Raw genomic sequence first — 23,967 nt, forward strand, 5'->3', positions numbered from 1 at the left:
GGGCGCAGGCTCAGTCCGCGCAGGCTTCGGAGGAGGCCACCTTGTCGAAGGAGGCAACGATGTCGAAGGTGCCGCCACTGCCATCGGCAAGATAGATCGTCTGCGCCATATGGCGTCCGGTCAGTGTGTTTTCACCGCGGGGCGTGCTCCATGTGGTACCTTCGGCGGCGGCATCCATCGCGGCAACGTCAAGGCTGCCCGCCTTGTTCGCGAGCGCGGCCAGCAGCATCAGCCCTTCATAAGCGGACTGACCAAGGCCATTCAGAGCCGGTGCATCCGCCCCGAAGGCTGCCGTGTAATCCGCCGCAAAGGAAACCGCAGCGTCTGAGTCGATGGAGGCAAAGTATCCCGAAGAGGAGAAAAGCCGGTCCGCGTTCTCTGCACCGATGCCCGCAAGGGTGTTTTCCTCGATCAATGTACCAAGTCGGAGGGCCTGCTCTTCCAGACCAAACCCCGCAAAGCTGACGTTGAAGCCGACGGACCCGCCCCCGACCAACGTGATCAGAATGGCGTCGGCGCCGCTTTCCTTGATGCGTTGCAGCGAGGAGTCGAATTCAGAAACCGTGAAAGGCACGTATTCCTCGCCCACCACTTCACCGCCTGCATCGGCGATATAGTTCTTCGCGAGCGCATTTGTGTCGCGCGGCCAGTTGTAATCATGGCCGATCAGATACCATTTCGACGCGCCTTCGTTTTCTGCCAGATAGGGGATCACCGGTGCCAGCTGCTGGCTGGGGGTTTCGCCGGTGACATATAGGCCGGGCGCGCAGGAGTTGCCTTCGTATACAGGGGTGTAGACATAGGGAACTTGCCCGTTGAAACGCCCGATCAGCGCTTCGCGCACTGCGGAATCATGCATGCCGACAAAGGCTTGCGCGCCTTCGCCCTTCCACAGGCGCAATGCGGCCTGTGCAGCCTCGGCCGGGGGCACGCCGACATCGGCGAATACCAGTTCGATTGCCTCGCCGTTGATGCCACCGCCCGCGTTGATCTGCTCGGCCGCCAATGTGGCCGAGTTGCGGGTGGAAGGGCCAAACAGGCCTGCCGGGCCAGAATCCGGCACCAGCACGCCCACCTTGATATCGGCGGCGGCAGAGACCGTCCCAAGGGCCAGCGCCACCGCAGCGCTGGCAAAGAGTTTGGTTGTTGCTTTCAGCATTTTTATTCTCCCTGTGTGGATGTAGGCGTCTATCGCGCCATTGATTTTTCTGCGGCCCGCGCCAAAGCGAGCAGTGCACGGTCCTTGCCGGGCAGGCCGTCAAACTCGATGCCGACCGGAAGGCCCGAGGAAAGGGGGCACGGAAGCGAGATGCCTGGGGCGCCGATATTCGATCCAAGGTCGGTATTGCGGATGTAGGTGGGGAAGGTGGGGCATTGGTCACCGTTCAATGTAACGGTTTCGTCCTCACCGATGGGCCGTGCGGGCAGGGGGGTAGTCGGGAAGACAATCGCGTCCAATCCGTTGTCTTCGAAGACCTTGCCGTAGATCTGCCGCATCGCGGGGCGGCGCACATCCATCGCAGCCCGGTAGGCGGCTTCCGGCATCGCCTCGTCCCCCAGCTGACTGCCGATGGCGCCTGCCACATCAGGGGATCCGATGCCCTTGATGAGTGTTTCAAAGGAAACCTCTGGCGCGTGTTCGGCCAGATAGGCAGGAAGGTCACGCATGACCTCGTAGAAAACGACCGGGAAGCTGAAGGCTTCGTTGTGCGGCCAGATGCCATCGAAATCGACGTCGACAAGCTTAGCTCCCGCCGCCGACAGCACCGAAAGCTGCGCCTCGACCGCTGCGTCAACCACCGGATCGAGGTTGTCATAGAACATGTTCCGGGGCACGCCCAGCGTGACATCGGTCATAGCTCGCTCCGCGAGCGCGGCATCATCGCCGGATAGGACGCCATCGAAGAGGGCGATGTCGCGGGTGCTGCGGGCCAGGGTGCCGACAGTGTCGCGGGTGTGGGAGATCGGCACGACCCCGTCGCTGTCATAGCGCCCGGTGGTTGGGCGGAAACCAATCACTCCGCACAGTGCTGCAGGAATGCGGCAGGAGCCGCCCGTATCCGTGCCGAGACCCGCCGGGAATATCCCGGCTGCAACAGCGGCAGCGGTGCCGCCGGAGGAGCCGCCGGCGATCAGGCCGGGATCTGCCGGATTGTGCACCGCGCCGGTGACCGCATTGTTCGAAGTGATCCCGAAGGCGAGCTCGTGCATCCCCGCCTTGGCGCCGATGAAACCGCCCGCCTTGGTGATGCGCTGCACAACACCGGCATCGGTGGCCGGAGTATGCCTCAAAAGCGCCTTGGTACCGCCGGAGGTCGGATAGGCCGTTGTGTTGATATTGTCCTTGGCCACGATGGGCAGCCCGGCCAGCGCCGCCTCCGGGTGGGCTTCAAAGGCTGCGGCCGCCGCCTGGACAACCTGCCCGGCATCGAAACTTTGCAGCGCATTCAGATCGGCGTGTTTCGCGGCCCGCTCTGCCAAGGCTTCGGCATAGGCCGCCGGTGAAACCGATCCTTCCTTGAGTGCAGCGACCGTTGCAACGGCGTCCAAACGTTCCAAATCCAGCGTCATTCCTGTCTCCCTGATGGTTGGGAAACAGGATAGGTTTCGGCAGGATTACATTCCTATCATCACAAATGATGATTTTTCTCGGCCAAGAAAGGTGCCAGCTGGGTACGCCGGTTCAGCCCGGATTTTCGGAAGATGGAGGCGATGTGGGAGCGCAGGGTCGGCTTGGAAAAGCCCAGTTTTGCGCAGAGTTCATCATCGCTGAGGCCGGTGATCAGCAGGTCGGCAACCTCGGCCTCGCGCACCGTCAGACCCAGATCATCGGCGATATGTGCAAACCGGAGAGAGGGCGTTTGCTGCGTGGAACTGCGCGCGCGGACCAGCGCGTTAACAAGGCTGGGCCCGACGGCATCCACGATCCGGGCATCCCGTGGCGTGAAATCCTCGCGGTTTGCGCCGCGCCAGATCCGCAGGTCGCCGATGTTGTCGCCCCGGTCATAGGCAAAGAAATCCATACCGTAGCACAGGCCATCTTGCTTCAGGAAATCGTTGTAGAACTCGGTCTTGACCAGCCGGTCGTGGCGCATCACTTCGCTGACCGGCGTCGCCTTCTTGCGCTTTTGCAGGGTTGGTGTGATCGGGTCGTTGAACTGAAAATAGCTTTCGTAGCGGCGCAGGTTGTCGTCGCTCATGTTGATCTGAACGCAGGACACGAACCTCTGCTCGGCATCATCCCAGACGTAAGAGGCGAAATAATCCGCCTTGAGAAGATCCAGCATCTTTTGGCCGACACGGCGACGGACCTCGCAATGGTCAAAGGCACCACTGAGGTCTCGCATGATCGAAAAGATCAGCTCGGTTTCTGTTTCGGTTAGCTTCACTGGCACCAGTCGAAATGGAACACGTCATTACTGTTGCAGAAAGAAACATCCACAACAAGAGGAGCGCGTTGCAAGGTCGAGTCCCGACGCGGGCAAGGTGGGAAAATGGGCTGTATGGGAGGCTGTGCGGCTGAAGACCACGCAGTTTTATGTTCGGGCGCAACCGGAATTCGGCATCCCGTGCTGAATGCGAAAACTCCGCACAGACCGGGTGGCGCGACTGCAAGTGGCGTCCGCGGGCGTTAATAAGGGGGGGCAAAGGTAGAGCCAGGGGCGCCCGGCAAAATGCGCTGGCCCCCGGTCTGGTCTGCATACGTGGTGAGAACGGTCAGTCCTGTTCGGCGTCCCAGTTCCAGGGCGGAGCGGTTTCGGCCTGCCAGATGCCGCGCGCATTGGCCTGCGCGATCGAGGCCTGCGGGACATAGCGGCCGTCGTTCTCATGCGCCCAGGCCAGTCCTTCTTCGACCAGCAGGGCCCCGACGTCGACCCCATCGGCATCGCAGGTGGCCAAGTGTCGGCCATAGTGATCCTGATCGGTGCTAAAGCATTCCACCCGCTCAGCTTCGTTCACAATGGAGCGCACCCGTTGGCGCGCCTGGGCGGCGCAATCCCAATAGGACCCGTCCGGCGTGTTGCAGCGCTGCACCGCGAGCGGCGCATCAATATCGACGAGGCGGATGTTCAGATCGCCCATAGCCAGCGAATCGCCATCGATAACCCGAAAGTCCCGGCCCGGCGCCGACACCAGCGGCACGACCTCACCGGCCAGTTTTTCGATGCTGTGCAACTGCAGAAAGATCTTTGCGGAAATGGGGTCGCCGGGCTGCAGATCGGCAGACATGGCAGCGCTGGCGGCGAAAGTAAGGGCGATACGGGCGGCAAGGTGTTTGATTTTCATCGGCGTGGCTTCTCTGATGATATTTGTCAGGTGGTGCTGATGGTTAAAAACTCGAATGAGCAGGATCATGCCCTCAAACAGGCCAATATTTGGTTAATGGCGGTGCAGACAGTGCCAGAGCGGTTCATCAGGGGCCCGCATGGCACGCCGTTGGGGCGCCTATTCTCCCCCAGAAATCATACCGCTATGCCCCGCATCTCACCCTGGCCGAGCGGGGGGGGAATCCAGGGAAGCCGCCCCGGGCAGTCTCAGGTGTTCAGTCTGCAGGTCTGCAGAGAGGTAGGACAAGGGCCCTTGTGGGCCGCGCCGCAGTTCGGCTGCCACAAGGCTGCGGGCATAGGTGTCGGGTTTAGGGTTTCAGCCGCTCAAGGATTTCCAGGTTGGCGCAGAAGGAGGGCGCAGCGGTCGCATCGGGTTCTGCATTGCGCCAGTGTTCGCATTTCCGCGCGCAATTGGAGGAATTGCAGCGATGCACCATGGTGGCATAATCCACTGCGGTGATGTCACCTTTCTTCATGGCGGCGCCAAGATCGACACCGGCAGCTCTGGCGGCGGTGGACATCAGGCCGATGGATTTGCTGAGGTACCCCGGCCTTGTCAGTTTTTCTGCTGTACTCATCAAAAAAGTGTCTCCGACCCACGCCAAAGGCGCGGCTGCTGTTGGTTCGTCGCGTGTTCAAGGCGACCATTCATGTCGAGACCGGCGGAGGAGCCGACCACGTCATCAGTTGCGTTTCCAATCTGACCGACAGCGACAGTTAAGGTGAAGAACGCGGCACGAATGGGGCACCAAAGCGCCAATCGGTAAGTTTCCGTAAAGACTAGTTACGATTTTATTCGAGCTGTCCTTATGGCGGTCACGCGACACGGCCTGAGAGAGAACCGGAGGATGGTACTCTCGCGCTCTCGGCCCGGTCTGTCCGTGTTCTGAGCTGGGGGTGTTTCTTGGACTTTTACGCCACGATGGGGGCGACCAGCCTGGTCAATGGGCGTTGCAAAAGAGATAGGCTTTTCTTGCGCGCTGCCCGCCCATTCCCCCGGCGCGGCCATGCTCATCGATGGTCCGGTTTGAACGACGGCTACTCGGTACGATACTCGCTACATCCGAAAGCCAAACCCTTTGGGAAGGCCCCAAAGGTGGGCATTTGGCTCTGGTTCCTGACAACGGCATACTGATTACTGGCACATTCGGGCAAGGGAGAGGAGCACAGCCACACCTCACTATAACGTGATACAACCCTGGGTGGTTATGGGGGTATTCCAGACCTCTGCGTGGTTTGCTGCTCCGCCTGGTCGTTGGCACCAGATTACCGCGCCCTTATGACCTGGTTCAGCGGGCCGGGGAGAGGGTGGGCAGGCGCCGCCAAAAGGCGCATTGACGCCGGTTTCACGGCAGCACAGAGTCCCGATATGAATGCTGCCTTTGACATCACCCGCCTGCCGCGCCCCTTTGATTCCGAACTGGGTGCAGAAACCCGTGCTCTGGTGCCGTCGGCTTCGGCCGAAGTGGCTGAGCTTCTGGCCGGGACCGGCGGCTCCAGCCCCTATCTGAAAGGTCTGATCACGCGGGAGGCAGCCTGGCTGCCCGAAGCCCTGGCAGATCCCGAGACGGCGCTGGAGGCCGTGTTTGCCGACTGCCGCGCCATGGCGCCCGATCAGCTGAAACCGGGGCTGCGTCAGGCCAAGCGGCGTGTGGCCCTGCTGACGGCGCTTTGCGATCTGGGCGGTGTCTGGCCGCTGGAACGGGTGACTGGCGCGCTGACCGATTTCGGTGCGCTTTGCGCCGATGTGGCGATCAAGTCGGAAATCGCCGCGCTGATCCGCCGCAAGAAACTGCCGGGAATGACTGAGGCAGATGTGGAAACTGCAGGCGGGTTGACCATCCTCGCGATGGGCAAGATGGGCGCGCATGAGCTGAACTACAGTTCTGACATCGATATGATCTGCCTCTTTGATGAAACCCGGTTCGACCCGGATGATTTCTATGAGGCGCGTCAGGGCATGGTGCGGGCTACTCGCAATATGTGCGCGCTGCTCAGTGACAAGACCGGCGATGGTTACGTCTTCCGTACCGATCTGCGCCTGCGCCCGGATCCCTCAGTGACGCCGGTCGCCATGGCGATGGAGGCGGCGGAGCGGTATTATGAGAGCCTCGGGCGCACCTGGGAACGTGCCGCCTATATCAAGGCGCGCGCCTGCGCCGGGGACATTGCCGCAGGCGAGCGGTTCCTTGCGGCATTGCGGCCCTTTATCTGGCGCCGCCATCTGGATTTCGCGGCTATCCAGGACGCCCACGACATGCGGCTCAGGATCCGGGAAAACAAGGGCACCGGCGGTGTGATCACCGTGCCGGGCCATGACATGAAACTGGGACGTGGCGGTATCCGCGAGATCGAGTTCTTCACCCAGACCCGGCAACTGATCGCGGGCGGACGCGATGAAAGCCTGCGCCTGCGTGGCACGGTCGAAGGGCTGGCGGCGCTGGCGGCGCGGGACTGGATCCCCGCCGATGTCGCTGCAACTCTTACCGATCACTACCGGTTCCACCGCGAGGTGGAGCACCGCATCCAGATGGTGCATGACGCCCAGACCCACCGGATGCCGCAATCCGAGGATGGCATCGCCCGCGTCGCCTGCCTGATGGGGCGCGATCCGGCTGAGCTTCAGTCGGAAATCCGCGACCGGCTGACCGAGGTGCATACCTTGACCGAAGGCTTTTTCGCCCCGGATGCAAAACCGGCGGCGGCGCCTGCGCTGCCCGAGGGGTTGGATGAGGCAGTGATTGCCCGCTGGCCCACCTATCCGGCGCTGCGCTCGGCCCGGGGCGCGCAGATCTTTGATCGGTTGAAACCGGATCTTCTGGCGCGTCTGGCGCGTACCGCAAAACCGGCTGAGGCGCTTTTGGCGCTGGATGGCTTCCTCGCTGGTCTGCCCGCCGGGGTGCAGCTGTTTTCCCTGTTCGAGGCCAATCCGCAGCTGCTGGATTTGCTGGTGGATATCGTCGGCACCTCTGGCGAGCTGGCGGCCTTCCTGTCGCGCAACGCGGGCGTGTTCGACGCGGTGATCGGCGGCTCCTTCTTCGATCCCTGGCCGGGCGGCGCCAAGCTGCAGCAGGATCTGGAGGCGCTTCTGGCCGCCGAAGGCGACTACGAAACCCAGCTCGACACCACCCGGCGCTGGTGCAAGGAATGGCATTTCCGCATCGGGGTGCATCATCTGCGCGGTCTGATCGATGCCGAGGCCGCGGGCGTGCAATACGCCGAATTGGCCGAGGCGGTGATCGCCGCATTGGTGCCCTGCGTCGAGGCGCAGTTTGCCGAAAAACACGGCGCCGCGCCCGGGCGCGGCGCGGCAGTGGTGGCGATGGGCTCGCTTGGGGCCGGGCGTATCAATGCGCAGTCCGACCTTGATGTGATCGTGATCTACGATCCGCAATCGGATGAAGGATCCGAAGGCAAGCGACCGCTGGCGACGCGCCCCTATTTTGCCCGGCTGACGCAGGCACTGATCACCGCGCTGACTGCGCCGATGGCGCAGGGGCGTCTTTATGAGGTCGACATGCGCCTGCGTCCCTCGGGCAATCAGGGGCCGGTGGCGACCAGTCTCGCCAGTTTCACCAACTACCAGCAGAACGAAGCCTGGGTCTGGGAGCATCTGGCGCTGACACGGGCACGCAGCATCGCCGGGCCTGCGGATCTGATCGCCGATATCGAAGACCTGCGTCGCGCGGTGCTGAGCGGCCCGCGTGAGCGGCTGCAGATCCTCACCGAGGTGGCCAACATGCGCGCCCGTATCGCGGCGGCCAAGGCCCCGGCGGGGGTCTGGGATGCCAAGACCGGGCCGGGCAGGATGATGGATATCGAACTCGTCGCGCAGGCTGGCGCGCTGCTCTCTGGTTCTGGGGCGCGGGATGTGGCGACTGGTCTGGACGGCGCCGTCGCATGTGGCTGGCTGGATGCCGCAGAAGGTACCAGACTGGCGCAGGCCTATCGCCTATTCTGGTCAGTGCAGACGGCGGCGCGGCTGCTGTCGGCCAAGGCGCTGGATACCGCAGCAATCGGTGAGGGCGGCGCGCAGTTCCTGTGCCGCAGCACCGGATTTGAAACGCTGCAGGGTTTGGAGCAGGACTTGGAAGACAGCTATGCGGCCTGTCGTGCGATGATCGACGGGGCGCTTGATCGGGAAGGTGCAAATGGCGCAGATGAGTGAGCAGGACCAGATGGACCCCAAGGGGCTGATCCGGGAATCCTTCCGGATCGACGGGATCGACATGTCGCAGTGCCGCAGTATCTTTCTGGACTGGGCGCTGAGCCTGCCCGGAGGGATTGACAACCGCGATGCGATGCAGCGCCTGCTTGCCAAATATGAGGACGGACAGCCGGACCACCCGATGGTCATCGTTCTGCGTGAGGGGCTCGCCGAGGTCGTGAAGCCGCGTCGGCGCGGCGGCTGGCGCAGTCGGGATCGCTAGGCGTTCGGTACCGCGCGCTATTACCGACTGGCGCGCTGCGGCCTCTTCCCCTCTATCTGCCTTGCAGCTATGAGGGGGCATGACAGACACAGCCTCCGCGCCGCAGCGCCCCCGCGTAAAACTGAAGCCCAAGGCCAATGCCCGTGCGATCCGGCATGGGTTTCCCTGGGTTTATGCCAATGAACTGGTCACCGACCGGCGCACCCGGAAACTGGCGCCGGGCACATTGGCAGTGCTTGAGGATGAGGCGATGCGGCCGCTGGGGCTGGTCTCGGTCAATCCTGACAGCAAGATCATCGGCCGGATGCTGGACCGCAACCCTGAGGCACAGATTGATCAGGCCTGGTTCGAGGCGCGCCTGTCGCGGGCGCAGGAAATGCGGACACAGCTATACGATGCGCCCTTCTATCGACTGGTCCACGCCGAGGCAGACGGGTTGCCGGGCATCGTAATCGATCGGTTTGGCGACTCTTGCGTGGTGCAGCCCAATGCGGCTTGGGCCGAAGCGCATCTTGAGGCGCTGACCGCCGCACTGGCCACCGTCACCGGCGCAGAGGTGATCCTGAAGAATGCCTCCGGCCGCACCCGGGGGCTGGAGGGGCTGGACGATGTCAATGCCACCCTGCAGGGCGAGACGCCGGACGCTCCGGTGCCGGTTCAGATGAATGGTGCCACCTATATGGCGGATCTGACTGGCGGGCAGAAAACCGGCCTGTTCTTCGATCAGCGCGAAAACCACGCCTTTGCTGCCCGGCTGGTGGCACCGGGCGCGCGGGTGCTGGATGTGTTTTCCCATGTCGGCGGTTTTGGCCTTGCCATGCTGGCGGCTGGCGCAGCCGAGGCAACCTGCGTTGATGGGTCTGCCGCGGCACTTGATCTGGCGGGGCAGGGCGCGGCTGCGTCGGGCTGGCAGGACCGGTTCACCGCCCGGCAGGGCGATGCCTTTGACGTTCTGGCGGCGCTGGGCAGTGAGGGCGCGCAATTTGACGTGGTAATCTGCGATCCGCCCGCCTTTGCACCGTCCAAGAACGCGCTTGAGGCGGGCCTGCGTGCCTATGAACGGGTGGCCAAACTGGCCGCGCCGCTGGTGGCGCCGGGCGGCTATCTGGGGCTCTGTTCCTGTTCGCACGCGGCGGATCTGACCCGCTTCCGCAACGCCTCGGCGCGCGGGATCGGCAAGGCCGGGCGGCGCGGGCAGCTCATTCACACCGGATACGCCGGGCCGGACCATCCGCAGATGCCACAGCTGGCCGAAAGCGGTTACCTCAAGGCCGTGTTCTTCCGGCTGGACTGATCGCGCGTGAAACTGCTCCTTGATACTTGCGTTCTTTATCCCACGGTGATGCGGGAGATGCTGCTGGGCGCGGCCCGGCTGGGGCTTTATGCGCCGCTCTGGTCCGAGCGTATCCTGGAGGAATGGCGCCGCGCGGCGCTGAAACTCGGCCCCGAAGGGGCGGCGCAGGCCGCGTCCGAAGTTGCGCTGTTACAGGCGAACTGGCCCGGTGCACTTGTGGCGCCCGCACCGGGAGTGGAGGCGCGGCTGTGGCTGCCGGATGCGGCGGATGTGCACGTGCTGGCCGCCGCCATTGCGGGGCATGCCGATGGCATCGTCACCATGAACGCCAAGGATTTTCCGCGCCACACCCTGTCCGAGGAAGGGTTGAAACGCATCGGCCCGGATGAGCTGCTTTATGATCTGTGGCTCAAGGAGCAGGCCGGGATGCAGTCGGTGGGCGAGGCCGTTCTGGATGAGGCTAACCGCCTGTCCGGCGGTGGCTGGCAGATGCGCCCCTTGCTGAAAAAGGCACGCCTGCCACGGCTGGCCAAGGCGCTGGCGGGCTGAAGCTAGATCTCTTTCAGGATTTCTGCGGCGATCTCGAACGAGTGCATCCGGGCCTGATGATCGTGGATCTGCCCGGTCAGGATCACCTCATCGGGCTGATAACGTGCAATGATCTCCGATAGCTGGCTGCGCACACTCTCTGGGCTGCCCACGGCGGTGATGCGCAGCGCCTCGTTCACACCTGCCAGAACATGCGGCTCCAGATGCGCGTTGATGTCATCCACCGGGGCGGGCAGCTTGCCCGGGCGACCCAGCCGCAGCCGGGCAAAGGCCTGCTGCATGGTGGTGCGCAGCCGGATGCCTTCGGCGTCGCTGTCGGCGGCAAAGACGTTTATCGCCATCATCGCGTGCGGCTTGTCCAGGAAGGCCGAAGGCTGGAAAGAGCGCCGGTAGACCTCCAGCGCCTCCTCCAGCGCCTGCGGCGCGAAATGGGAGGCAAAGGCATAGGGCAGGCCCAGATGCGCGGCCAGCTGCGCGCCATAAAGGCTGGAGCCGAGGATCCAGACAGGCACATTGGTGCCTTGGCCCGGGAAGGCGCGCACCGGCGCCTGCGGGTCCTCCGGCGCCATGAAGCCGATCAGATCGATCACATCCTGCGGAAAACTGTCGCCACTGGCAGCAGCCCCCATGCCGCGGCGCAGGGCACGGGCGGTCTGCATGTCGGTGCCGGGCGCCCGGCCCAGCCCCAGATCAATCCGGTCACCATAGAGGGAGGCCAGAGTACCGAAGGCCTCCGCCACCATATAGGGCGCATGGTTCGGCAGCATGATGCCGCCCGCGCCGATACGCATGGTGCTGGTCTGGCTGGCGATATGGCCGATCAGAACGGCAGTCGCGGCGCTGGCGATGCCGGGCATGTTGTGATGCTCGGCCAGCCAGTAACGGTGATAGCCTAGGCTTTCGGCCTTTTGCGCCAGTTCGGTGCTGTTCTTTAGCGCCTGCGGGATGGCAGAGCCTTCCGGAACCGGGGCAAGATCGAGCAGGGAATAGAGCATGAGCGCGGCCTTTTGATCGAGTGTTTTCCAAGATGTGGCGCCTCTTCCTGCGGGGCGCAAGGCGTGTGGCAGAGCAGGGAGGTACAAAGGCGGTATGACCTTCCGTCAGGCCTTGGCCCAGTCCGCCTCCAGCCGTTCGATGGCGGCGATGCGCTGTTCGGTCTTGGGGTGGCTCATCAGCCAGGCTGGTGCCATGCCCGCGCGCGACTGGGTCAGTTCCTCAAGCTTGCGGAATAGACTTTTTTGCGGTTCGACCCCGATGCCTGCCTTCATCAGCAGGGCGGCTGCATATTCATCCGCCTCGTATTCATCCCCACGCGACAGCCGCGCTGCCAGAAGATTTGCCAGAAGCCCGGCAATCCAGGGGCCGACAAAGGGGATATAGCGCCCGAGGATCATCATCAGCGCGGTCCTGAGGGCGTTCTGGCCGGAAAAGTCGATGATGCGTTTCTTTGAATGCCCCAGCGCCACATGCCCCAGTTCATGCGCGATGACCGAGGCGAGCTCTGCATCGCTGACATCGCCCGCCTGATACTTGGCGTAGAACCCGCGGGTGATGAAGATACGTCCATCGGGGGCTGCAAGACCGTTCACAGGGTCGACCTCGTAGATGAAGACGGGGATATCCGCCACCTCCAGCGCCGCCGCCATCTGGTCGGTCAGCCGTTTCAGTTTCGGGTCCGCAAGCCGGGTTGAACGGGCATCAAGTTCGCGGTGGGTCCGCCAGACCGAAATCCGGTAGGAGACGAGGCCATAGAGCACGGCCAGCAGAATGGGAGTGAGACGCAGCATGAGGTAGATATGGGGCGGGCAAGCCCCGCGCTCAAGCGGATTGTTGGCCGCTTTTCGTTGAAACCTGCGCGAGGCTATCCCATTCGCAGTCGCCCTGCAGGGACGTCGCAGGCCAGCCGCTGGCCGTGATCGCATCCTGTAGCGCGGCATAGCAATCCGGATCGATACCGGTGCCGGACATCTTGTCCATGATCTTATAGGCTTCCTCCAGTGGCATCGCATCGCGATAGGGGCGGTCGGCGGTCAGCGCGTCAAAGACGTCGGCAACGGCCATGATCCGCATGTCCCGCGTCAGCGCCTCTCCCTGAAGCCCATAGGGATAGCCCTTGCCATCGGGGCGTTCGTGGTGGGCCACGATCACTTCGGCCATCCGCCGGAAGGCGCCAACCCGGCTCAGCACGTCATAGCCCCAGACCGGATGCTTGCGGACGATATCCATCTCGTCCATCGTCAGCTTGCCCGGCTTGTCCAGAATGGTGTTCGAAATGCCCAGCTTGCCAATATCATGCAGCAGCGCGGCGCGGGTCATCCACCGGGTGTGGCAGGTCGCCAGCCCCAGCTGTTCACAGATCATGCGGGTATAGCGGGCGACACGTTGGGAATGGCCGTGGGTAAAGGGACTTTTAGCGTCGATCACCAGCGAAAAGGCATGACTGATCTCATCAAGGTAGTCCTCGTTCACCTCTGCCGTGTGCAGGGCATGGGCGCAGGAGAACACCTGTTGCTCCAGTTCCGGTGACAGCAGGTCATGGGCGAAACCGGGGTCACGGATCAGGCTGGTGAAGACGCGGACCAGATCGGGGTCGAACCAGACGCCGGCGCGGTTTTCCATCTCCCGCGCGGCAGCTTCGGCGCCGAAATCCAGGGTAAAAACATCCGTCACCTGCGCCATCAGGGCGATGCGCGACAGGAGCGGGATCTGATCGCCCTGCTGGCCCAGAGGCCGCCCACCGCCGTCCCAATGTTCATCAAGTGAGGCGATCGCTTCGGCCACCTCTTCGGAAAACCGCATGCGGCGGGCGATTTCCGCCCCGCGGCCGCAGCGATTGCGGACCAGCTCCTGCCCGATTTCGTCCCGGTGTCCGATTACATGGCGCAATGTCTTCAGCCGCGTCAGGGGCGACGCCCCCCGGGCTGCGCTGCGCAGCACGAAGGGCATGCCTTCGCGGCAGCCTTTGACGCGTTTGAAGGTCCGTTTGAAGGCCAGATCATCCATCATGTAGAGTTCGTTGATCCGGGCCGCGTTAGAACTGCAACCGGTGTCTTTCATCAGCAGGGTGAAATACAGATCGGTGCGCATTTGCGGCGGCAGGTCCAGCGCCTCGGCCACCTGCATGCCGATCCAGGCGCAGCGGATGCAATGGCCCTTGGGCTGGCCTTCGGTCATATCCAGCGCGTGGCTGAGTGCGCCAAGGACTTCTCCAAGATGAAGCTCCGGCCCGGCGGTGCCGTCAAAGTTTGTGCCAGTGGTCATTAAATGGCTGTACTCGATAGGGATGCAGAACTGGGCATCGACGCTAATCGCGCGTGTTTGACGATTGATTAACGGTTTCCCGCGTCCGAAATCAAAATACGCAGGAATTTATTTAAGTTGGTGTGAAGTGCAGCCTGCAAGCCGGAGCTTACCGGGTCAGCTCGCGCATGCCTTTTTCCAGCCCGTGCAGAGTCATCGGCACCATGCTGTCCTCGAAAATCTCGCGGATCATGCCGATGGAATGGGTATGGTCCCAGTATTTCTCTGGCACCGGGTTGATCCAGAGATTGGATTTCCAGTGTTCGCGCGCGCGTTGCAACCACACCTGTCCAGCCTCCTGGTTCCAATGCTCATTGGCGCCGCCCGGATAGGCGATTTCATAGGGCGACATCGAGGCATCGCCGACGAAGATGCATTTGTAGTCCGGCCCATAGGTGCGCAGCACCTCGTGCGTCGGCGTTTGTGCATCCCAGCGGCGGCGGTTGTCGCGCCAGACGCCTTCGTAAAGACAGTTGTGAAAGTAGAAGTATTCCAAGTGCTTGAACTCAGACCGCGCGGCCGAGAACAGCTCTTCCACCACCTTGATATGCGGATCCATCGAACCGCCCACGTCAAGGAACAGCAGCACCTTCACGGCGTTGTGCCGCTCGGGCCGGGTTTTCACGTCCAGATAGCCATGTTCGGCGGTGGCGCGGATGGTATTGTCGAGATCAAGCTCTTCTTGCGCCCCTTCGCGGACCCAGCGGCGCAGGCGCTTCAGGGCGACCTTGATGTTGCGGGTGCCAAGCTCCACATCGCCATCGAGGTTCTTGAACTCGCGCTTGTCCCAGACCTTCACCGCGCGGCGATGGCGGCTTTCCTTCTGGCCGATGCGCACCCCTTCGGGATTATAACCATAGGCGCCAAAGGGCGAGGTGCCGGCGGTGCCGACCCATTTGTTGCCGCCCTGATGGCGCCCTTCCTGTTCCTTCAGGCGCTCTTTCAGGGTTTCCATCAGCTTGTCAAAACCGCCAAGCGCCTCGATCTCAGCCTGTTCTTCTGGCGAAAGATGCTTTTCCGCCATCTTGCGCAGCCAGTCTTCGGGGATGTCCACGGCGTCCAGAACGGCTGAGGCGGGCAGTGCCTCCAGCCCTTCGAATGTGGCGGCAAAGGCGCGGTCGAACTTGTCGATATTGCGCTCGTCCTTCACCATGGCGGCGCGCGCCAGGTAGTAAAAGGCGTCAAGATCGTAGGTCACCAGCCCTTTTTTCATGCCTTCCAGAAAGGTCAGGTACTCCCGCAGCGAAACGGGGACCGAGGCCTGGCGCAGGTTTTCGAAAAAGGGTTGAAACATCTGGGACCTTTCTGGGCAGTTACACCGCCATCCGGTGAATGATCAGGGTGGCGAGCATCCCGACAATACCAAAGGCAATGGCATAGACAGCGCCATATTGCAGCATGTCGGCGAGATTGCCGTTACGTTTCCGGGCCGTCAGCGCACCTGTCAGCGCCCCCAGCAGCAATGCAGCGATTACGATCATTTTGTCAGTCCGCCTGTGTCATATGTTCCATGGATCCCCGGCCGGTCTTAGTGCGGGCGCAGATTTGCGACCTCCCGCAGCTTGGCCCGGACGGCCCAATCCGGGCCGAACCCGTAGCGTGCCCATCCAAGGCTGTCCAGCCTGACCGCGGAGGCGGCGTCGAATTGCCCCGCAAGGTCTAGCGCTTCGGCCTGCATCATCAAGGCCGTGGACAGCAGCGCGGCGTTTTCATAGCGGGCTGCGATCTCGGGAACCGGTTCCAGCAGCGTCAGGGCCGCATCGGGCTGGCCTCGGGCGATGGCGTAGGCCGCCATGCGTGGGCGGATGCGGGCCTGGTGCAGCTCCGTGCCGGGCTGACCGCGCAGGATTTCCATTGCGGAGGCAAACAGGGCCTGGGCGCTGTCTGGGGCATCGGCCTGTATCAGGCGGCCCAGAACATAAAGCCCCTGTGCTTGCCTATGGTCCCGCCAGCCACTGGCGCGGCCGATTTCCACGGCGGTGCGGGCCGCCAGCCTGCGCTCTGACAGGCGGGTGTCGGGGCCAAGCGCGGTTTCGATGGCGGCGATCCAGCGGCGCGGCGTTGCGGGCAGCGGGCGGGGCGGGATGCCCTGGCCGCGAGGGTTCAATCGCGCCAGGATGCCGGGCAGGCGGGCGGCGACCTCGGCACGGGTCATGCCCGTCCTCAATTCCGGCGCATAGGTGGCGCGCAGGATCAGCATGTCAAAGCCGGTCAGAACGGTGTGCACATTGTCATCGTTAAAGACGGAATCCGACAGCCGGTACAGATCGTTCAGCGGGCCAAGCGCCTGCGCCAGCTCTTCGTGCAGGCAGTCGCGCAGCTCTTGTGGGCTGACGTCGCTGGGCAGGAACAGCGCCAGATTGTCCCGCTGGCGCATCCGGGTCCAGTCGGTGTCCGGGCTGCGCCGCTTGCGGCGGAAATCCCTCAGCGATGTGACGTTAGGCACCACGAAACAGGCCGCCTTGGGCAGAGCCTTGCGGATCGCCTTGCGCGAGACGGTTTCGATTGTGATCCGGGCGCTGTCACCATTCGCCCGGGTGATGTCGATCCCGGCCTCATTGCGCAATCGTGCCAGAAGGCGGGTCAGTTCGTGCTCGAAGCCGGGGGGCGGGGCGCCTGTTACCCGCAGCGTGATGGGGCCGTCAAACCGGGTAAAGACGGGCAGGGTGCCGCCGCCTTCGAGATTGAAATGCAGATCCAGGAAATCCCGCGCGATATCGCGGTTTGCCCGTTGTGGTGGCTGAGGGTGCGCGGCGGCGAATGCCTTGGCCGGGGGCAATGTGCTGTCGGCGATGGCAGCGCGGCCGGGCTGGCTGCCGTCAAAGGTGCCGGTGCAGCCCACAAGCGCAGCGCAGGCGAGGGCAAGCAGGATCCGGGGCGCCCGGGCAGTGTCACGATGCGTTCTTCTGAACAAAAACGGCGGTCTCCGGAAAAACGGGCTGGCGGGATGCTGCGGTGCCATCAGGCGGCGACGCCCCGGCAAGGATAAGCTATCGCGAAAATAAGTAAACGCAGCATCAAAACGCAGGAACGACCGCCGCTACTGCCGAAATGGGCGGCAGCGGTGAGGTCAAGAGTGGTGCCCTGGTAAGCGTCAGCCTCGGCGCCCGCGTGCCATGAAGGCCAGCCGTTCGAACAGATGCACGTCCTGTTCATTCTTCAAGAGCGCCCCATGCAGCTTAGGCAGCGCATCGGCGCCGTCGCGCGCGAGATCCTCGGGGGTCAGATCCTCGGCCAGCAGCAGCTTCAGCCAGTCGATGACTTCGGAGGTCGACGGCTTCTTCTTCAGACCCGCGGTGTCGCGGATTTCGTAGAACTGGGTCAGCGCCGTGGTCAGCAGGCTTTCCTTGATGCCAGGATGGTGCACTTCGACGATCTTTTTCATCGTCTCGGCATCGGGGAAGCGGATGTAATGGAAGAAACAACGGCGCAGGAAGGCGTCCGGCAGTTCTTTTTCATTGTTCGAGGTGATGATCATGATCGGGCGCTGCTTGGCGCGGATCGTCTCGCCGGTCTCGTAGACGTGGAACTCCATCTTATCGAGTTCCTGCAAGAGGTCGTTGGGGAATTCGATGTCGGCCTTGTCGATCTCGTCGATCAGCAGCACCACCTTTTCGTCGGCCTCGAAGGCCTCCCAAAGCTTGCCCTTCTTGATGTAGTTCTTGACGTCATGCACGCGTTCATCGCCCAGCTGGCTGTCGCGAAGGCGGCTGACGGCATCGTATTCATAAAGGCCTTGTTGCGCGCGGGTGGTGGATTTCACGTTCCACTCGATCATCCGCAGACCCAGAGCGTCCGCCACCTGTTTGGCCAGCTCGGTCTTGCCGGTTCCCGGCTCCCCCTTGACCAGCAGTGGCCGCTCCAGCGTGACGGCGGCGTTGACCGCCACTTTCAGGTCATCTGTTGCAACGTAATCCTTGGTGCCCTGAAATTGCATGTCTGTCCTGCGTCCTCTGGTTACTCTGTGCCCGTTTCCGGGCTGCAATGATGCGGTTTGGTCGCTTTTAACCCGGCTGGTTTACTATTGTGTAGTGACAATCTGCGCGGCAGGGGATAAACGCTGCGGCATGGGGAGCCGCAATGTTTGGAACGATTTGAAGAGACCAGCATTATGGGCCAGACCGAAGGAGCCGAGATGAAGCAAGAAATGTTTCTGCCGGAAGACTATCGTCCGGCCGAAGACGAGCCTTTCATGAACGAAAGGCAATCTGAATATTTTCGTCGTAAGCTGCTGAACTGGAAGCACGAGCTGCTTGCAGAGAGCCGCGACACTATCGAAGGATTGCAGGACAACACCCGAAACATTCCCGACGTTGCAGACCGCGCAAGCGAAGAGACGGACCGTGCTCTTGAACTGCGCACCCGCGACCGCCAGCGCAAACTGGTTGCAAAGATCGACGCGGCCATCCGGCGCATTGATGAAGGCGAATACGGTTATTGCGAAGTAACCGGCGAACCGATCTCGCTGAAACGCCTGGACGCCCGCCCCATCGCCACCATGAGCCTGGAAGCGCAGGAACGCCACGAGCGCCGCGAAAAAGTTCACCGCGACGACTGATCGTCTCTCGGCGAAGGCAGAAACATTGACGTCGGGGCCTGTGGCTCCGGCGTTTTTCGTTTAAGGGAAACCGGACCGGAGAATCTGCGTAGGCGACCCATGGAACTGACGGATAAGAAAATCACCATTGTGGGCGCTGGTATTGGCGGTCTTGCGGCGGCGGTCGCCCTGCGCCGCAAGGGTGCGCGGGTCACGGTTCTGGAGCAGGCCGAGGCGATTTCCGAAGTGGGTGCCGGGTTGCAGATCACCCCGAACGGTCTGGCGGTGCTGCAGGCGCTTGACCTGGCCGAGGATCTGGCCTGGACTGCCCCGCGGGCCCGCGCTGTGGTGCTGCGCAGCCATGCCAAAGGGGATGAGGTTCTGCGCCTCGATCTGGAGCAATACGCGGCGGATCTGCGATACTATTTTGTGCACCGGTCGGATCTGATCGGCCTTCTGGCGGATGCCGCCCGGCAAGAGGGCGTGAAGGTGCGCCTATTGCAAAAGGTCGAACGGGTCGAACCTGGGCCGGAGCCGATGGTGCATCTGGCCAATGGGGCGGGCTGTGGCGGTGATCTGGTGATCGGCGCAGACGGGCTACATTCGCGGGTGCGCGCGGCACTCAACGCCCCGCGGCAGCCGTTCTTCACCGGGCAGGTCGCCTGGCGCGCCATCGTGCCGAACCATATCGGCCTGACGGCTGAGGCGCAGGTCTTCATGGGGCCGGGCCGCCATCTGGTGGCCTATCCGCTGCGGGACGGCTCCATCGTCAACCTTGTCGCCGCGCAGGAGCGGCGCGGCTGGGCCGAGGAAGGCTGGAACTTCAAGGACGATCCGGACAATCTGCGCCGCGCCTTTGCCGGATTTGGCGGCGATGCAAAGGATCTCTTGGACGCGGCCGAGGATGTGGCGCTCTGGGGGCTGTTCCGGCACCCGGTGGCAGAGCATTGGTATGGCGACTCCATGGCGCTGTTGGGCGATGCCGCCCATCCGACGCTGCCCTTTATGGCGCAGGGGGCCAATCTGGCGCTTGAGGATGCCTGGACGCTCTGCGCCGCGCTGGAAGAGGCCACTGACATGCAGACCGGATTGGCGCTTTATCAGAACCGTCGCCGCGCCCGCGCGGAAAAAGTGGTGGCCGCCGCCACCGGCAATGCTTGGAAATACCACCTGCGCCCGCCGCTTAACTGGCCTGTGCACCGGGTGCTGAAACTGGCTGGACGGCTGGCGCCGCAGATGATGGTGGGGCAGTTCGACTGGATCTACCGCCACGATGTGACAGCGCCGCAGCCGGGCTGACCTGGCCGGGCGGAGGCACCGCGCCTGGGCCTCAGATGTCGAGGTCGACCCAGACGGGTACGTGATCCGACGGTTTTTCCCGCCCGCGCACGTCCTTGTCGATCTGGCAATCCGTCAGCAGATCCGCCGCCTGCGGGGTCAGCAGGAAATGGTCGATGCGGATCCCGTCGTTGCGGTTCCAGGCCCCGGCCTGATAATCCCAGAAGGAATAATGGCCCGGCCCCTGATGGCGGGCGCGGAAGGCTTCGGTAAAGCCGAGGTTGACGATCCGCTGGAAGGCGGCGCGGCTTTCGGGGCGGTGCAGGGCGTCCTCGGCCCAGGCCTCGGGGCGTTTTGCATCCTCGGGCTGGGGGATGATGTTGTAATCCCCGGCCATCAGTGCGGGCATCTCATCGGCCAGAAGATCCTTGGCGCGATTGCGCAGCCGCTCCATCCACGCGAGTTTATAGGCGTATTTGCCGCCGGGCAACGGGCTGCCATCGTCGGTCAGCTCCACCGGGTTGCCGTTGGGCAGGTAAAGCCCACAGATGCGGATCGCCTGTTTTCCGACCACGGTGGCCTCGATCCAGCGTGCCTGCTCGTCGCTGTCATCGCCGGGCAAGCCGCGGCTGACATCTTCCAGCGGCAGTTTTGAAAGGATCGCCACTCCGTTGAAGCTTTTCTGACCATGGGTTTCGACGTTGTAACCACGTTCTTCGAAAATCTCGCGCGGGAAGGCGCCGTCGACCGATTTGATTTCCTGCAGCAGAACCACATCCGGCTGCGCCTCATCAAGCCAGTCAGGCAGGGCATTGGCGCGGGCTTTGATGCCGTTGATGTTGAACGTGGCGATTTTCATGTCGGATCTCCAGGCGCGCCCGGCGACCGCAGGGGTGCGGGCGGGGCATTTGGGGTTGCCGATCTATCGCCCAAACAGGGGGCCAGAGCAAGGGCTGGCCACGGAGGGGCGAATCACTTATGCGGGCTGGCGCTGACGGGTGAAAGGCTCGTTTTGCGACTTTGCATGTATCCACCTAGGGTTGTTGTTTTTGGCCTTGCAGGACTGCCTTTGTGGATAAGGATTAGTATAAGGTGTGTATGGTTTTAAATACCTGTAATTAAACGGTAATTTGCAATTCAAAGTTAAAGTGATTGTCGCGGAAAAAGCAACCTGAAATTGCAGATTCCGGTTTTGGAATTGCCAACTCCGTGCCAGCGTTTTGGTGGCGATAATGCCCAACACTCGGAGGTTTCCATGACTGCTTTGCTCAAGAAAAATGACGTTCAATCTGCCGCTACTTCATCCGCTGAGGCTGCTGCTGCCAGCCTGTTTGGCGGCGAAGCTGTCGAGATGTTTTCGTCCGGATCGGCGCCCTCTGCAGACCTGATGACAGGCGGCGGTGCGGAGATGTTCAGCTCCGGTTCCGCGCCGTGTGCGGCGGATAGTTTTGGCGGTGAGGCGGTTTCGCTGTTCAGCTCGGGCTCTGCACCGGTTGCGGATGGCAGCCAGTCCAGCGGCGCGCTGACCGGTCTTTTTTCCTCTGGCTCGGCGCCGCAGGCCCGGGCGCGCACCGATCAGGGGGATGTCACCGGCCTGTTTTCCTCGGGCAGCTGAGGCAGGTGCCCCTATAAAACCGCACCATAAACAGGGGCGATGATCATGACCTGATCATCCAAAAGCGGGGGCACCGCCGATCCGATCCGGGGGTGCCCGCAATACCGATCCTTCCACCACCCACTGCACAGCGCACAAAAGGAGCTCGCCTCCATGGCACAGGTTCTTGCCTTTCCGACAGACCGTATTCGGCCCCAGGGGGGCAATCTGGCTGTGCTAAGCGATACCTTCGCGCGGCAACGGCACAGCCGGGAGAATGTGTTCTGGCTGAAGGAAAACGCCGAACTGCTGAATATTCTCGAATGCACGGGGGCAGAGATGCCGGTCGCGGCACTTGCACCTTTCGAGGCGTTTTACGAGACGGCAGAGCGGCGGCTGAGTTTCTTTCGGCAATACTACCGTTTCATCCTGTCCATCTGTCTGGATCTGGAGGATCTGGGATTTGCTGGCGGCAAGGGCGAAGAGATGGCCGCCTGGGTTGAGGGCAGCGATCTGGTGGACGCCGAATTGTCCGACCTGCAACGGGCCGAGGCACGGCGGCTGCTGGCGCGTCGGGGGATCATGCTGGACTTGCCTGGGCTGGATCAGCGTCTGCATGATTTCATCGAAACCTCGCAGACCTTTGCGCTGCCGAACAAGAAGGCGGGATATGAGCTCACCCATATCGTGTTCTACCTGTCAGAATACGGTCGCAGGGATCCGAGGCTGAGCCAGGCAGCGCTGCGCAGTCTGGAGTACGCCGGGGTGGTGTCATTTCTCGATCAGGATGCGGATCTGCTGGCCGAGGTCTGCATCGCGCTGCGCTATGCCGGGGGAGAGGTGCCTATGATCTGGGAGGACTGGCTGGCCGCGCAAACCGATGGTTTCGCCGTAATACCGCAGGGCTTTACCGGCGGGGGCGATGACTATCACTGCTATTTTGTCTGCAACTGGCTGCGCGGCCTGAGTGGCGGGAAGGCCTTTGATTGCCGCCTGCCGCAGGGCGCGACACACCTGAAGGCGCCTGAGGGCGCCGGGGTTCTGCGCAGCCTGTCCATGGCTCTTTATGAGGCAGACGTGGCGCGCGGCGGGGACTGGGCGTTGGCACGGGACAGGCTGGCGTCAGGGTTGGATCCGGCGCAGCGAAACGTACTGGCGCAAGCCGAAAACAGCTGCGCCTGCTTCGGGCAGTTCTTCGAAGGCTTCCTGCGCAGCGGCCATGCGGGGCGGGCGTGATGGGATTGCCCTTTGCCCTGACCGGCGCGGTGTTCGCTGTTCTTTATACCGGGTTCATAGCTTCGGCCGATGGCATTACCAAGCTGTTGGCGGGCGGCTATGCCCCGGCGCAGATTTATGCTCTGTCCGGGGCGGTTGTGGCGGGGCTTTGCGCCGCGACCACACTCATGCGTAGCGGCGCCCGGTCGCTACCGGACGGACTGCGCACGGACTGCCGCTTGGCCATGGGACTGCGGTCCGCGGCTACGGTGGCGGCGGCCTTGTGTTTCTTCTATGCCTTCCGCTTGCTGCCTTTTGCCGAGGTGTTCATCTTCATCGGACTGATGCCGCTTCTGGCCGGGCTGATGTCGGCGCCGATCCTGCGCGAGCGGGTGCGTCCCGGCGCCTGGCTGGCGCTGGCGGCGGGTTTTGGTGGGGTGATCTGCGTCTTTCCGGGCGGCCTTTCCAGCCTGACCGCAGGCCACGCGGTGGCGCTGGGGGCCTCTGCGCTGGGGACGCTGTCGATCACCCTGTCACGCTATATCGGTCGGCATGAGCAGAACGTGCTGGCGCAGGTGCTCTATCCCAATCTGGCGCTCAGCCTTGTCATGCTGCCGGTGCTGCCCTTTGTCTGGCTGCCAATGCCAATGGTGGATGTCGTCTGGGCGCTGAGCTATGCCGGTCTGCTGTTCGGGGCGCGTTGGCTGCTGGTGGCGGCGCTAAGACGGTTGCCATCCTATGCGGTGACGCCGCTGATGAACCTGCAATTCGTCTGGATGGTATTGATCGGCGCGCTTGGGTTTGGCGAGGTGCCGGAGCAGAGCACCTGGATGGGGGCTGGGGTGATTGCCGCCTCGGGGATCTATCTTGTCTGGGATCAGCTAACCCCGGGTGGCAATGTCTGGAGTAAGTCGATGATCAATGCGCGGCGGCAGGTCCGGCACCGCGCAGGCGTGGCGATGCGCACGGACCCGTAATCCGGTCGTCGCCTACCAGATCTTTCCGAGGCGTGGAAATATTCTTTAACGATCGGGGCAACGACGCGAGCGTGGCGATGCCCAGATGAGGAGATTTACATCGAGAAGGAGGTGCCGCAGCCGCAGCTGGAGGTGGCATTCGGGTTCTCGATGGTGAAGCGCGCACCGATCAACTCTTCGGTGAAATCGATAACTGCGTTTTCCAGAAACGGCAGCGAAACCGCATCCACCACAACCTTTTCACCGCCGCCTTCGAGCACCAGATCCTCGGGCGTCGGGGTGTCGAGGCCGATCTCATACTGGAAACCGGAACAACCGCCCCCTTCGACGGCGACCCGCAAGGCCTGGCCCTGACCGGCGGCGCCGATCTCGGCGAGGCGCGCAAAGGCGCGTTCTGTGACTTTTGGGGGCAATTGCATATATTTTCTCCCAAATATGTGGTGCCGCGTGCTAACCCATATATAG

23 protein-coding genes are annotated in these 23,967 nt (G+C 62.8%); 9 read left to right on the plus strand and 14 right to left on the minus strand.

All coding sequences use genetic code 11. From position 1 onward, the window contains the following. Window positions 1-10: 10 nt before the first annotated feature. The 5 genes from JL2886_RS17785 to JL2886_RS17805 form a co-directional block, all read right to left on the minus strand. A complete protein-coding gene (locus JL2886_RS17785; protein WP_116560296.1) occupies window positions 11-1,159 on the minus strand; it encodes a substrate-binding domain-containing protein in 1,149 nt (382 codons plus the stop codon). 29 nt (window positions 1,160-1,188) lie between these two features. Beyond that, window positions 1,189-2,571 carry an indoleacetamide hydrolase gene (iaaH, locus tag JL2886_RS17790; protein ID WP_065273218.1) on the minus strand — a complete coding sequence of 461 codons (1,383 nt, stop codon included), beginning with the start codon at window positions 2,569-2,571 and terminating at the stop codon, window positions 1,189-1,191. A gap of 59 nt (window positions 2,572-2,630) precedes the next feature. Next, window positions 2,631-3,347, minus strand: a complete 717-nt coding sequence (locus tag JL2886_RS17795; protein WP_065273806.1) for a helix-turn-helix transcriptional regulator — start codon at window positions 3,345-3,347, stop codon at window positions 2,631-2,633. 370 nt (window positions 3,348-3,717) lie between these two features. Further along, complete coding sequence (locus JL2886_RS17800; protein ID WP_065273219.1) at window positions 3,718-4,287, minus strand: thermonuclease family protein; 570 nt, start codon at window positions 4,285-4,287, stop codon at window positions 3,718-3,720. Window positions 4,288-4,636: 349 nt separating this feature from the next. Continuing rightward, window positions 4,637-4,906 (minus strand): DUF6455 family protein, encoded by a 270-nt coding sequence (locus JL2886_RS17805; RefSeq protein WP_082996122.1) that lies wholly within the window; start codon window positions 4,904-4,906, stop codon window positions 4,637-4,639. Between the two features lie 791 nt (window positions 4,907-5,697). On the opposite strand from JL2886_RS17805, the gene JL2886_RS17810 reads away from it, so the two are divergent. From JL2886_RS17810 to JL2886_RS17825, 4 genes are all read left to right on the plus strand, one after another. Further along, window positions 5,698-8,496, plus strand: coding sequence for a glutamine-synthetase adenylyltransferase (locus tag JL2886_RS17810; protein ID WP_065273220.1), 2,799 nt, complete (start codon window positions 5,698-5,700; stop codon window positions 8,494-8,496). Then, the gene (locus JL2886_RS17815; protein ID WP_065273808.1) at window positions 8,489-8,758 is read left to right on the plus strand and encodes a hypothetical protein; all 270 of its coding nucleotides are present in this window, start codon (window positions 8,489-8,491) and stop codon (window positions 8,756-8,758) included. Before JL2886_RS17810 ends, JL2886_RS17815 begins: the two co-directional genes overlap by 8 nt. A 79-nt stretch (window positions 8,759-8,837) precedes the next feature. Beyond that, on the plus strand, window positions 8,838-10,052 hold the full coding sequence (locus JL2886_RS17820; RefSeq protein WP_065273221.1) for an RSP_2647 family RNA methyltransferase: 1,215 nt from the start codon (window positions 8,838-8,840) through the stop codon (window positions 10,050-10,052). 6 nt (window positions 10,053-10,058) lie between these two features. Continuing rightward, window positions 10,059-10,601, plus strand: coding sequence for an RSP_2648 family PIN domain-containing protein (locus JL2886_RS17825; protein WP_065273222.1), 543 nt, complete (start codon window positions 10,059-10,061; stop codon window positions 10,599-10,601). A 2-nt stretch (window positions 10,602-10,603) separates the two neighbouring features. On the opposite strand, the gene JL2886_RS17830 is transcribed toward JL2886_RS17825, so the two are convergent. The 7 genes from JL2886_RS17830 to JL2886_RS17855 form a co-directional block, all read right to left on the minus strand. Next, window positions 10,604-11,596 (minus strand): LLM class flavin-dependent oxidoreductase, encoded by a 993-nt coding sequence (locus JL2886_RS17830; protein ID WP_065273223.1) that lies wholly within the window; start codon window positions 11,594-11,596, stop codon window positions 10,604-10,606. A gap of 105 nt (window positions 11,597-11,701) precedes the next feature. Further along, the gene (locus tag JL2886_RS17835) at window positions 11,702-12,388 is read right to left on the minus strand and encodes a M48 family metallopeptidase (RefSeq protein ID WP_065273224.1); all 687 of its coding nucleotides are present in this window, start codon (window positions 12,386-12,388) and stop codon (window positions 11,702-11,704) included. 31 nt (window positions 12,389-12,419) lie between these two features. Next, window positions 12,420-13,862 carry an HD-GYP domain-containing protein gene (locus JL2886_RS17840; protein ID WP_065273225.1) on the minus strand — a complete coding sequence of 481 codons (1,443 nt, stop codon included), beginning with the start codon at window positions 13,860-13,862 and terminating at the stop codon, window positions 12,420-12,422. 148 nt (window positions 13,863-14,010) lie between these two features. After that, complete coding sequence (locus JL2886_RS17845; protein ID WP_065273226.1) at window positions 14,011-15,195, minus strand: vWA domain-containing protein; 1,185 nt, start codon at window positions 15,193-15,195, stop codon at window positions 14,011-14,013. 19 nt (window positions 15,196-15,214) lie between these two features. Next, the gene (locus JL2886_RS19625) at window positions 15,215-15,382 is read right to left on the minus strand and encodes a hypothetical protein (RefSeq protein WP_165832664.1); all 168 of its coding nucleotides are present in this window, start codon (window positions 15,380-15,382) and stop codon (window positions 15,215-15,217) included. Between the two features lie 47 nt (window positions 15,383-15,429). Beyond that, complete coding sequence (locus JL2886_RS17850) at window positions 15,430-16,815, minus strand: DUF2927 domain-containing protein (protein WP_065273227.1); 1,386 nt, start codon at window positions 16,813-16,815, stop codon at window positions 15,430-15,432. 180 nt (window positions 16,816-16,995) lie between these two features. Next, window positions 16,996-17,838: an AAA family ATPase gene (locus tag JL2886_RS17855; RefSeq protein ID WP_065273228.1), complete on the minus strand. Its 843-nt coding sequence runs from the start codon at window positions 17,836-17,838 to the stop codon at window positions 16,996-16,998. 198 nt (window positions 17,839-18,036) lie between these two features. On the opposite strand from JL2886_RS17855, the gene dksA reads away from it, so the two are divergent. Next, window positions 18,037-18,459 (plus strand): RNA polymerase-binding protein DksA, encoded by a 423-nt coding sequence (gene dksA / locus JL2886_RS17860; protein WP_065273809.1) that lies wholly within the window; start codon window positions 18,037-18,039, stop codon window positions 18,457-18,459. Window positions 18,460-18,558: 99 nt separating this feature from the next. Continuing rightward, entirely contained in the window at window positions 18,559-19,737 is a 1,179-nt protein-coding gene (locus JL2886_RS17865) for an FAD-dependent monooxygenase (RefSeq protein ID WP_065273229.1), read from the plus strand. Between the two features lie 31 nt (window positions 19,738-19,768). On the opposite strand, the gene xth is transcribed toward JL2886_RS17865, so the two are convergent. Beyond that, complete coding sequence (gene xth / locus JL2886_RS17870; RefSeq protein ID WP_065273230.1) at window positions 19,769-20,575, minus strand: exodeoxyribonuclease III; 807 nt, start codon at window positions 20,573-20,575, stop codon at window positions 19,769-19,771. Window positions 20,576-20,971: 396 nt separating this feature from the next. Here xth and JL2886_RS17875 point away from each other — a divergent pair, with 396 nt between their 5' ends. The 3 genes from JL2886_RS17875 to JL2886_RS17885 all read left to right on the plus strand — a co-directional run bounded on the left by JL2886_RS17875 (window position 20,972) and on the right by JL2886_RS17885 (window position 23,502). Further along, window positions 20,972-21,331, plus strand: coding sequence for a DUF6749 family protein (locus tag JL2886_RS17875; protein WP_065273231.1), 360 nt, complete (start codon window positions 20,972-20,974; stop codon window positions 21,329-21,331). 153 nt (window positions 21,332-21,484) lie between these two features. Further along, the gene (locus tag JL2886_RS17880; protein WP_065273232.1) at window positions 21,485-22,546 is read left to right on the plus strand and encodes a DUF6902 family protein; all 1,062 of its coding nucleotides are present in this window, start codon (window positions 21,485-21,487) and stop codon (window positions 22,544-22,546) included. Next, complete coding sequence (locus JL2886_RS17885) at window positions 22,546-23,502, plus strand: DMT family transporter (protein ID WP_065273233.1); 957 nt, start codon at window positions 22,546-22,548, stop codon at window positions 23,500-23,502. Before JL2886_RS17880 ends, JL2886_RS17885 begins: the two co-directional genes overlap by 1 nt. A 95-nt stretch (window positions 23,503-23,597) precedes the next feature. On the opposite strand, the gene JL2886_RS17890 is transcribed toward JL2886_RS17885, so the two are convergent. Continuing rightward, window positions 23,598-23,921: a HesB/IscA family protein gene (locus JL2886_RS17890; RefSeq protein WP_065273234.1), complete on the minus strand. Its 324-nt coding sequence runs from the start codon at window positions 23,919-23,921 to the stop codon at window positions 23,598-23,600. Window positions 23,922-23,967 lie beyond the last annotated feature (46 nt).

This window comes from Phaeobacter gallaeciensis (assembly GCF_001678945.1).
In the GTDB taxonomy this organism is placed as follows: domain Bacteria; phylum Pseudomonadota; class Alphaproteobacteria; order Rhodobacterales; family Rhodobacteraceae; genus Phycobacter; species Phycobacter gallaeciensis_A.

Excerpts from the sequence above, each read along its gene's own strand:
- JL2886_RS17890 (WP_065273234.1), bottom strand. The coding sequence starts at position 23,921 with ATGCAATTGCCCCCAAAAGTCACAGAACGCGCCTTTGCGCGCCTCGCC.
- JL2886_RS17845 (WP_065273226.1), bottom strand. The coding sequence starts at position 15,195 with ATGTTTCAACCCTTTTTCGAAAACCTGCGCCAGGCCTCGGTCCCCGTT.
- JL2886_RS17885 (WP_065273233.1), top strand. The coding sequence starts at position 22,546 with ATGGGATTGCCCTTTGCCCTGACCGGCGCGGTGTTCGCTGTTCTTTAT.
- JL2886_RS17810 (WP_065273220.1), top strand. The coding sequence starts at position 5,698 with ATGAATGCTGCCTTTGACATCACCCGCCTGCCGCGCCCCTTTGATTCC.
- JL2886_RS17855 (WP_065273228.1), bottom strand. The coding sequence starts at position 17,838 with ATGCAATTTCAGGGCACCAAGGATTACGTTGCAACAGATGACCTGAAA.
- JL2886_RS17805 (WP_082996122.1), bottom strand. The coding sequence starts at position 4,906 with ATGAGTACAGCAGAAAAACTGACAAGGCCGGGGTACCTCAGCAAATCC.
- xth (WP_065273230.1), bottom strand. The coding sequence starts at position 20,575 with ATGAAAATCGCCACGTTCAACATCAACGGCATCAAAGCCCGCGCCAAT.
- dksA (WP_065273809.1), top strand. The coding sequence starts at position 18,037 with ATGAAGCAAGAAATGTTTCTGCCGGAAGACTATCGTCCGGCCGAAGAC.
- iaaH (WP_065273218.1), bottom strand. The coding sequence starts at position 2,571 with ATGACGCTGGATTTGGAACGTTTGGACGCCGTTGCAACGGTCGCTGCA.
- JL2886_RS19625 (WP_165832664.1), bottom strand. The coding sequence starts at position 15,382 with ATGATCGTAATCGCTGCATTGCTGCTGGGGGCGCTGACAGGTGCGCTG.
- JL2886_RS17785 (WP_116560296.1), bottom strand. The coding sequence starts at position 1,159 with ATGCTGAAAGCAACAACCAAACTCTTTGCCAGCGCTGCGGTGGCGCTG.
- JL2886_RS17815 (WP_065273808.1), top strand. The coding sequence starts at position 8,489 with ATGAGTGAGCAGGACCAGATGGACCCCAAGGGGCTGATCCGGGAATCC.
- JL2886_RS17795 (WP_065273806.1), bottom strand. The coding sequence starts at position 3,347 with ATGCGAGACCTCAGTGGTGCCTTTGACCATTGCGAGGTCCGTCGCCGT.
- JL2886_RS17880 (WP_065273232.1), top strand. The coding sequence starts at position 21,485 with ATGGCACAGGTTCTTGCCTTTCCGACAGACCGTATTCGGCCCCAGGGG.
- JL2886_RS17840 (WP_065273225.1), bottom strand. The coding sequence starts at position 13,862 with ATGACCACTGGCACAAACTTTGACGGCACCGCCGGGCCGGAGCTTCAT.
- JL2886_RS17835 (WP_065273224.1), bottom strand. The coding sequence starts at position 12,388 with ATGCTGCGTCTCACTCCCATTCTGCTGGCCGTGCTCTATGGCCTCGTC.
- JL2886_RS17830 (WP_065273223.1), bottom strand. The coding sequence starts at position 11,596 with ATGCTCTATTCCCTGCTCGATCTTGCCCCGGTTCCGGAAGGCTCTGCC.
- JL2886_RS17875 (WP_065273231.1), top strand. The coding sequence starts at position 20,972 with ATGACTGCTTTGCTCAAGAAAAATGACGTTCAATCTGCCGCTACTTCA.
- JL2886_RS17800 (WP_065273219.1), bottom strand. The coding sequence starts at position 4,287 with ATGAAAATCAAACACCTTGCCGCCCGTATCGCCCTTACTTTCGCCGCC.
- JL2886_RS17865 (WP_065273229.1), top strand. The coding sequence starts at position 18,559 with ATGGAACTGACGGATAAGAAAATCACCATTGTGGGCGCTGGTATTGGC.
- JL2886_RS17820 (WP_065273221.1), top strand. The coding sequence starts at position 8,838 with ATGACAGACACAGCCTCCGCGCCGCAGCGCCCCCGCGTAAAACTGAAG.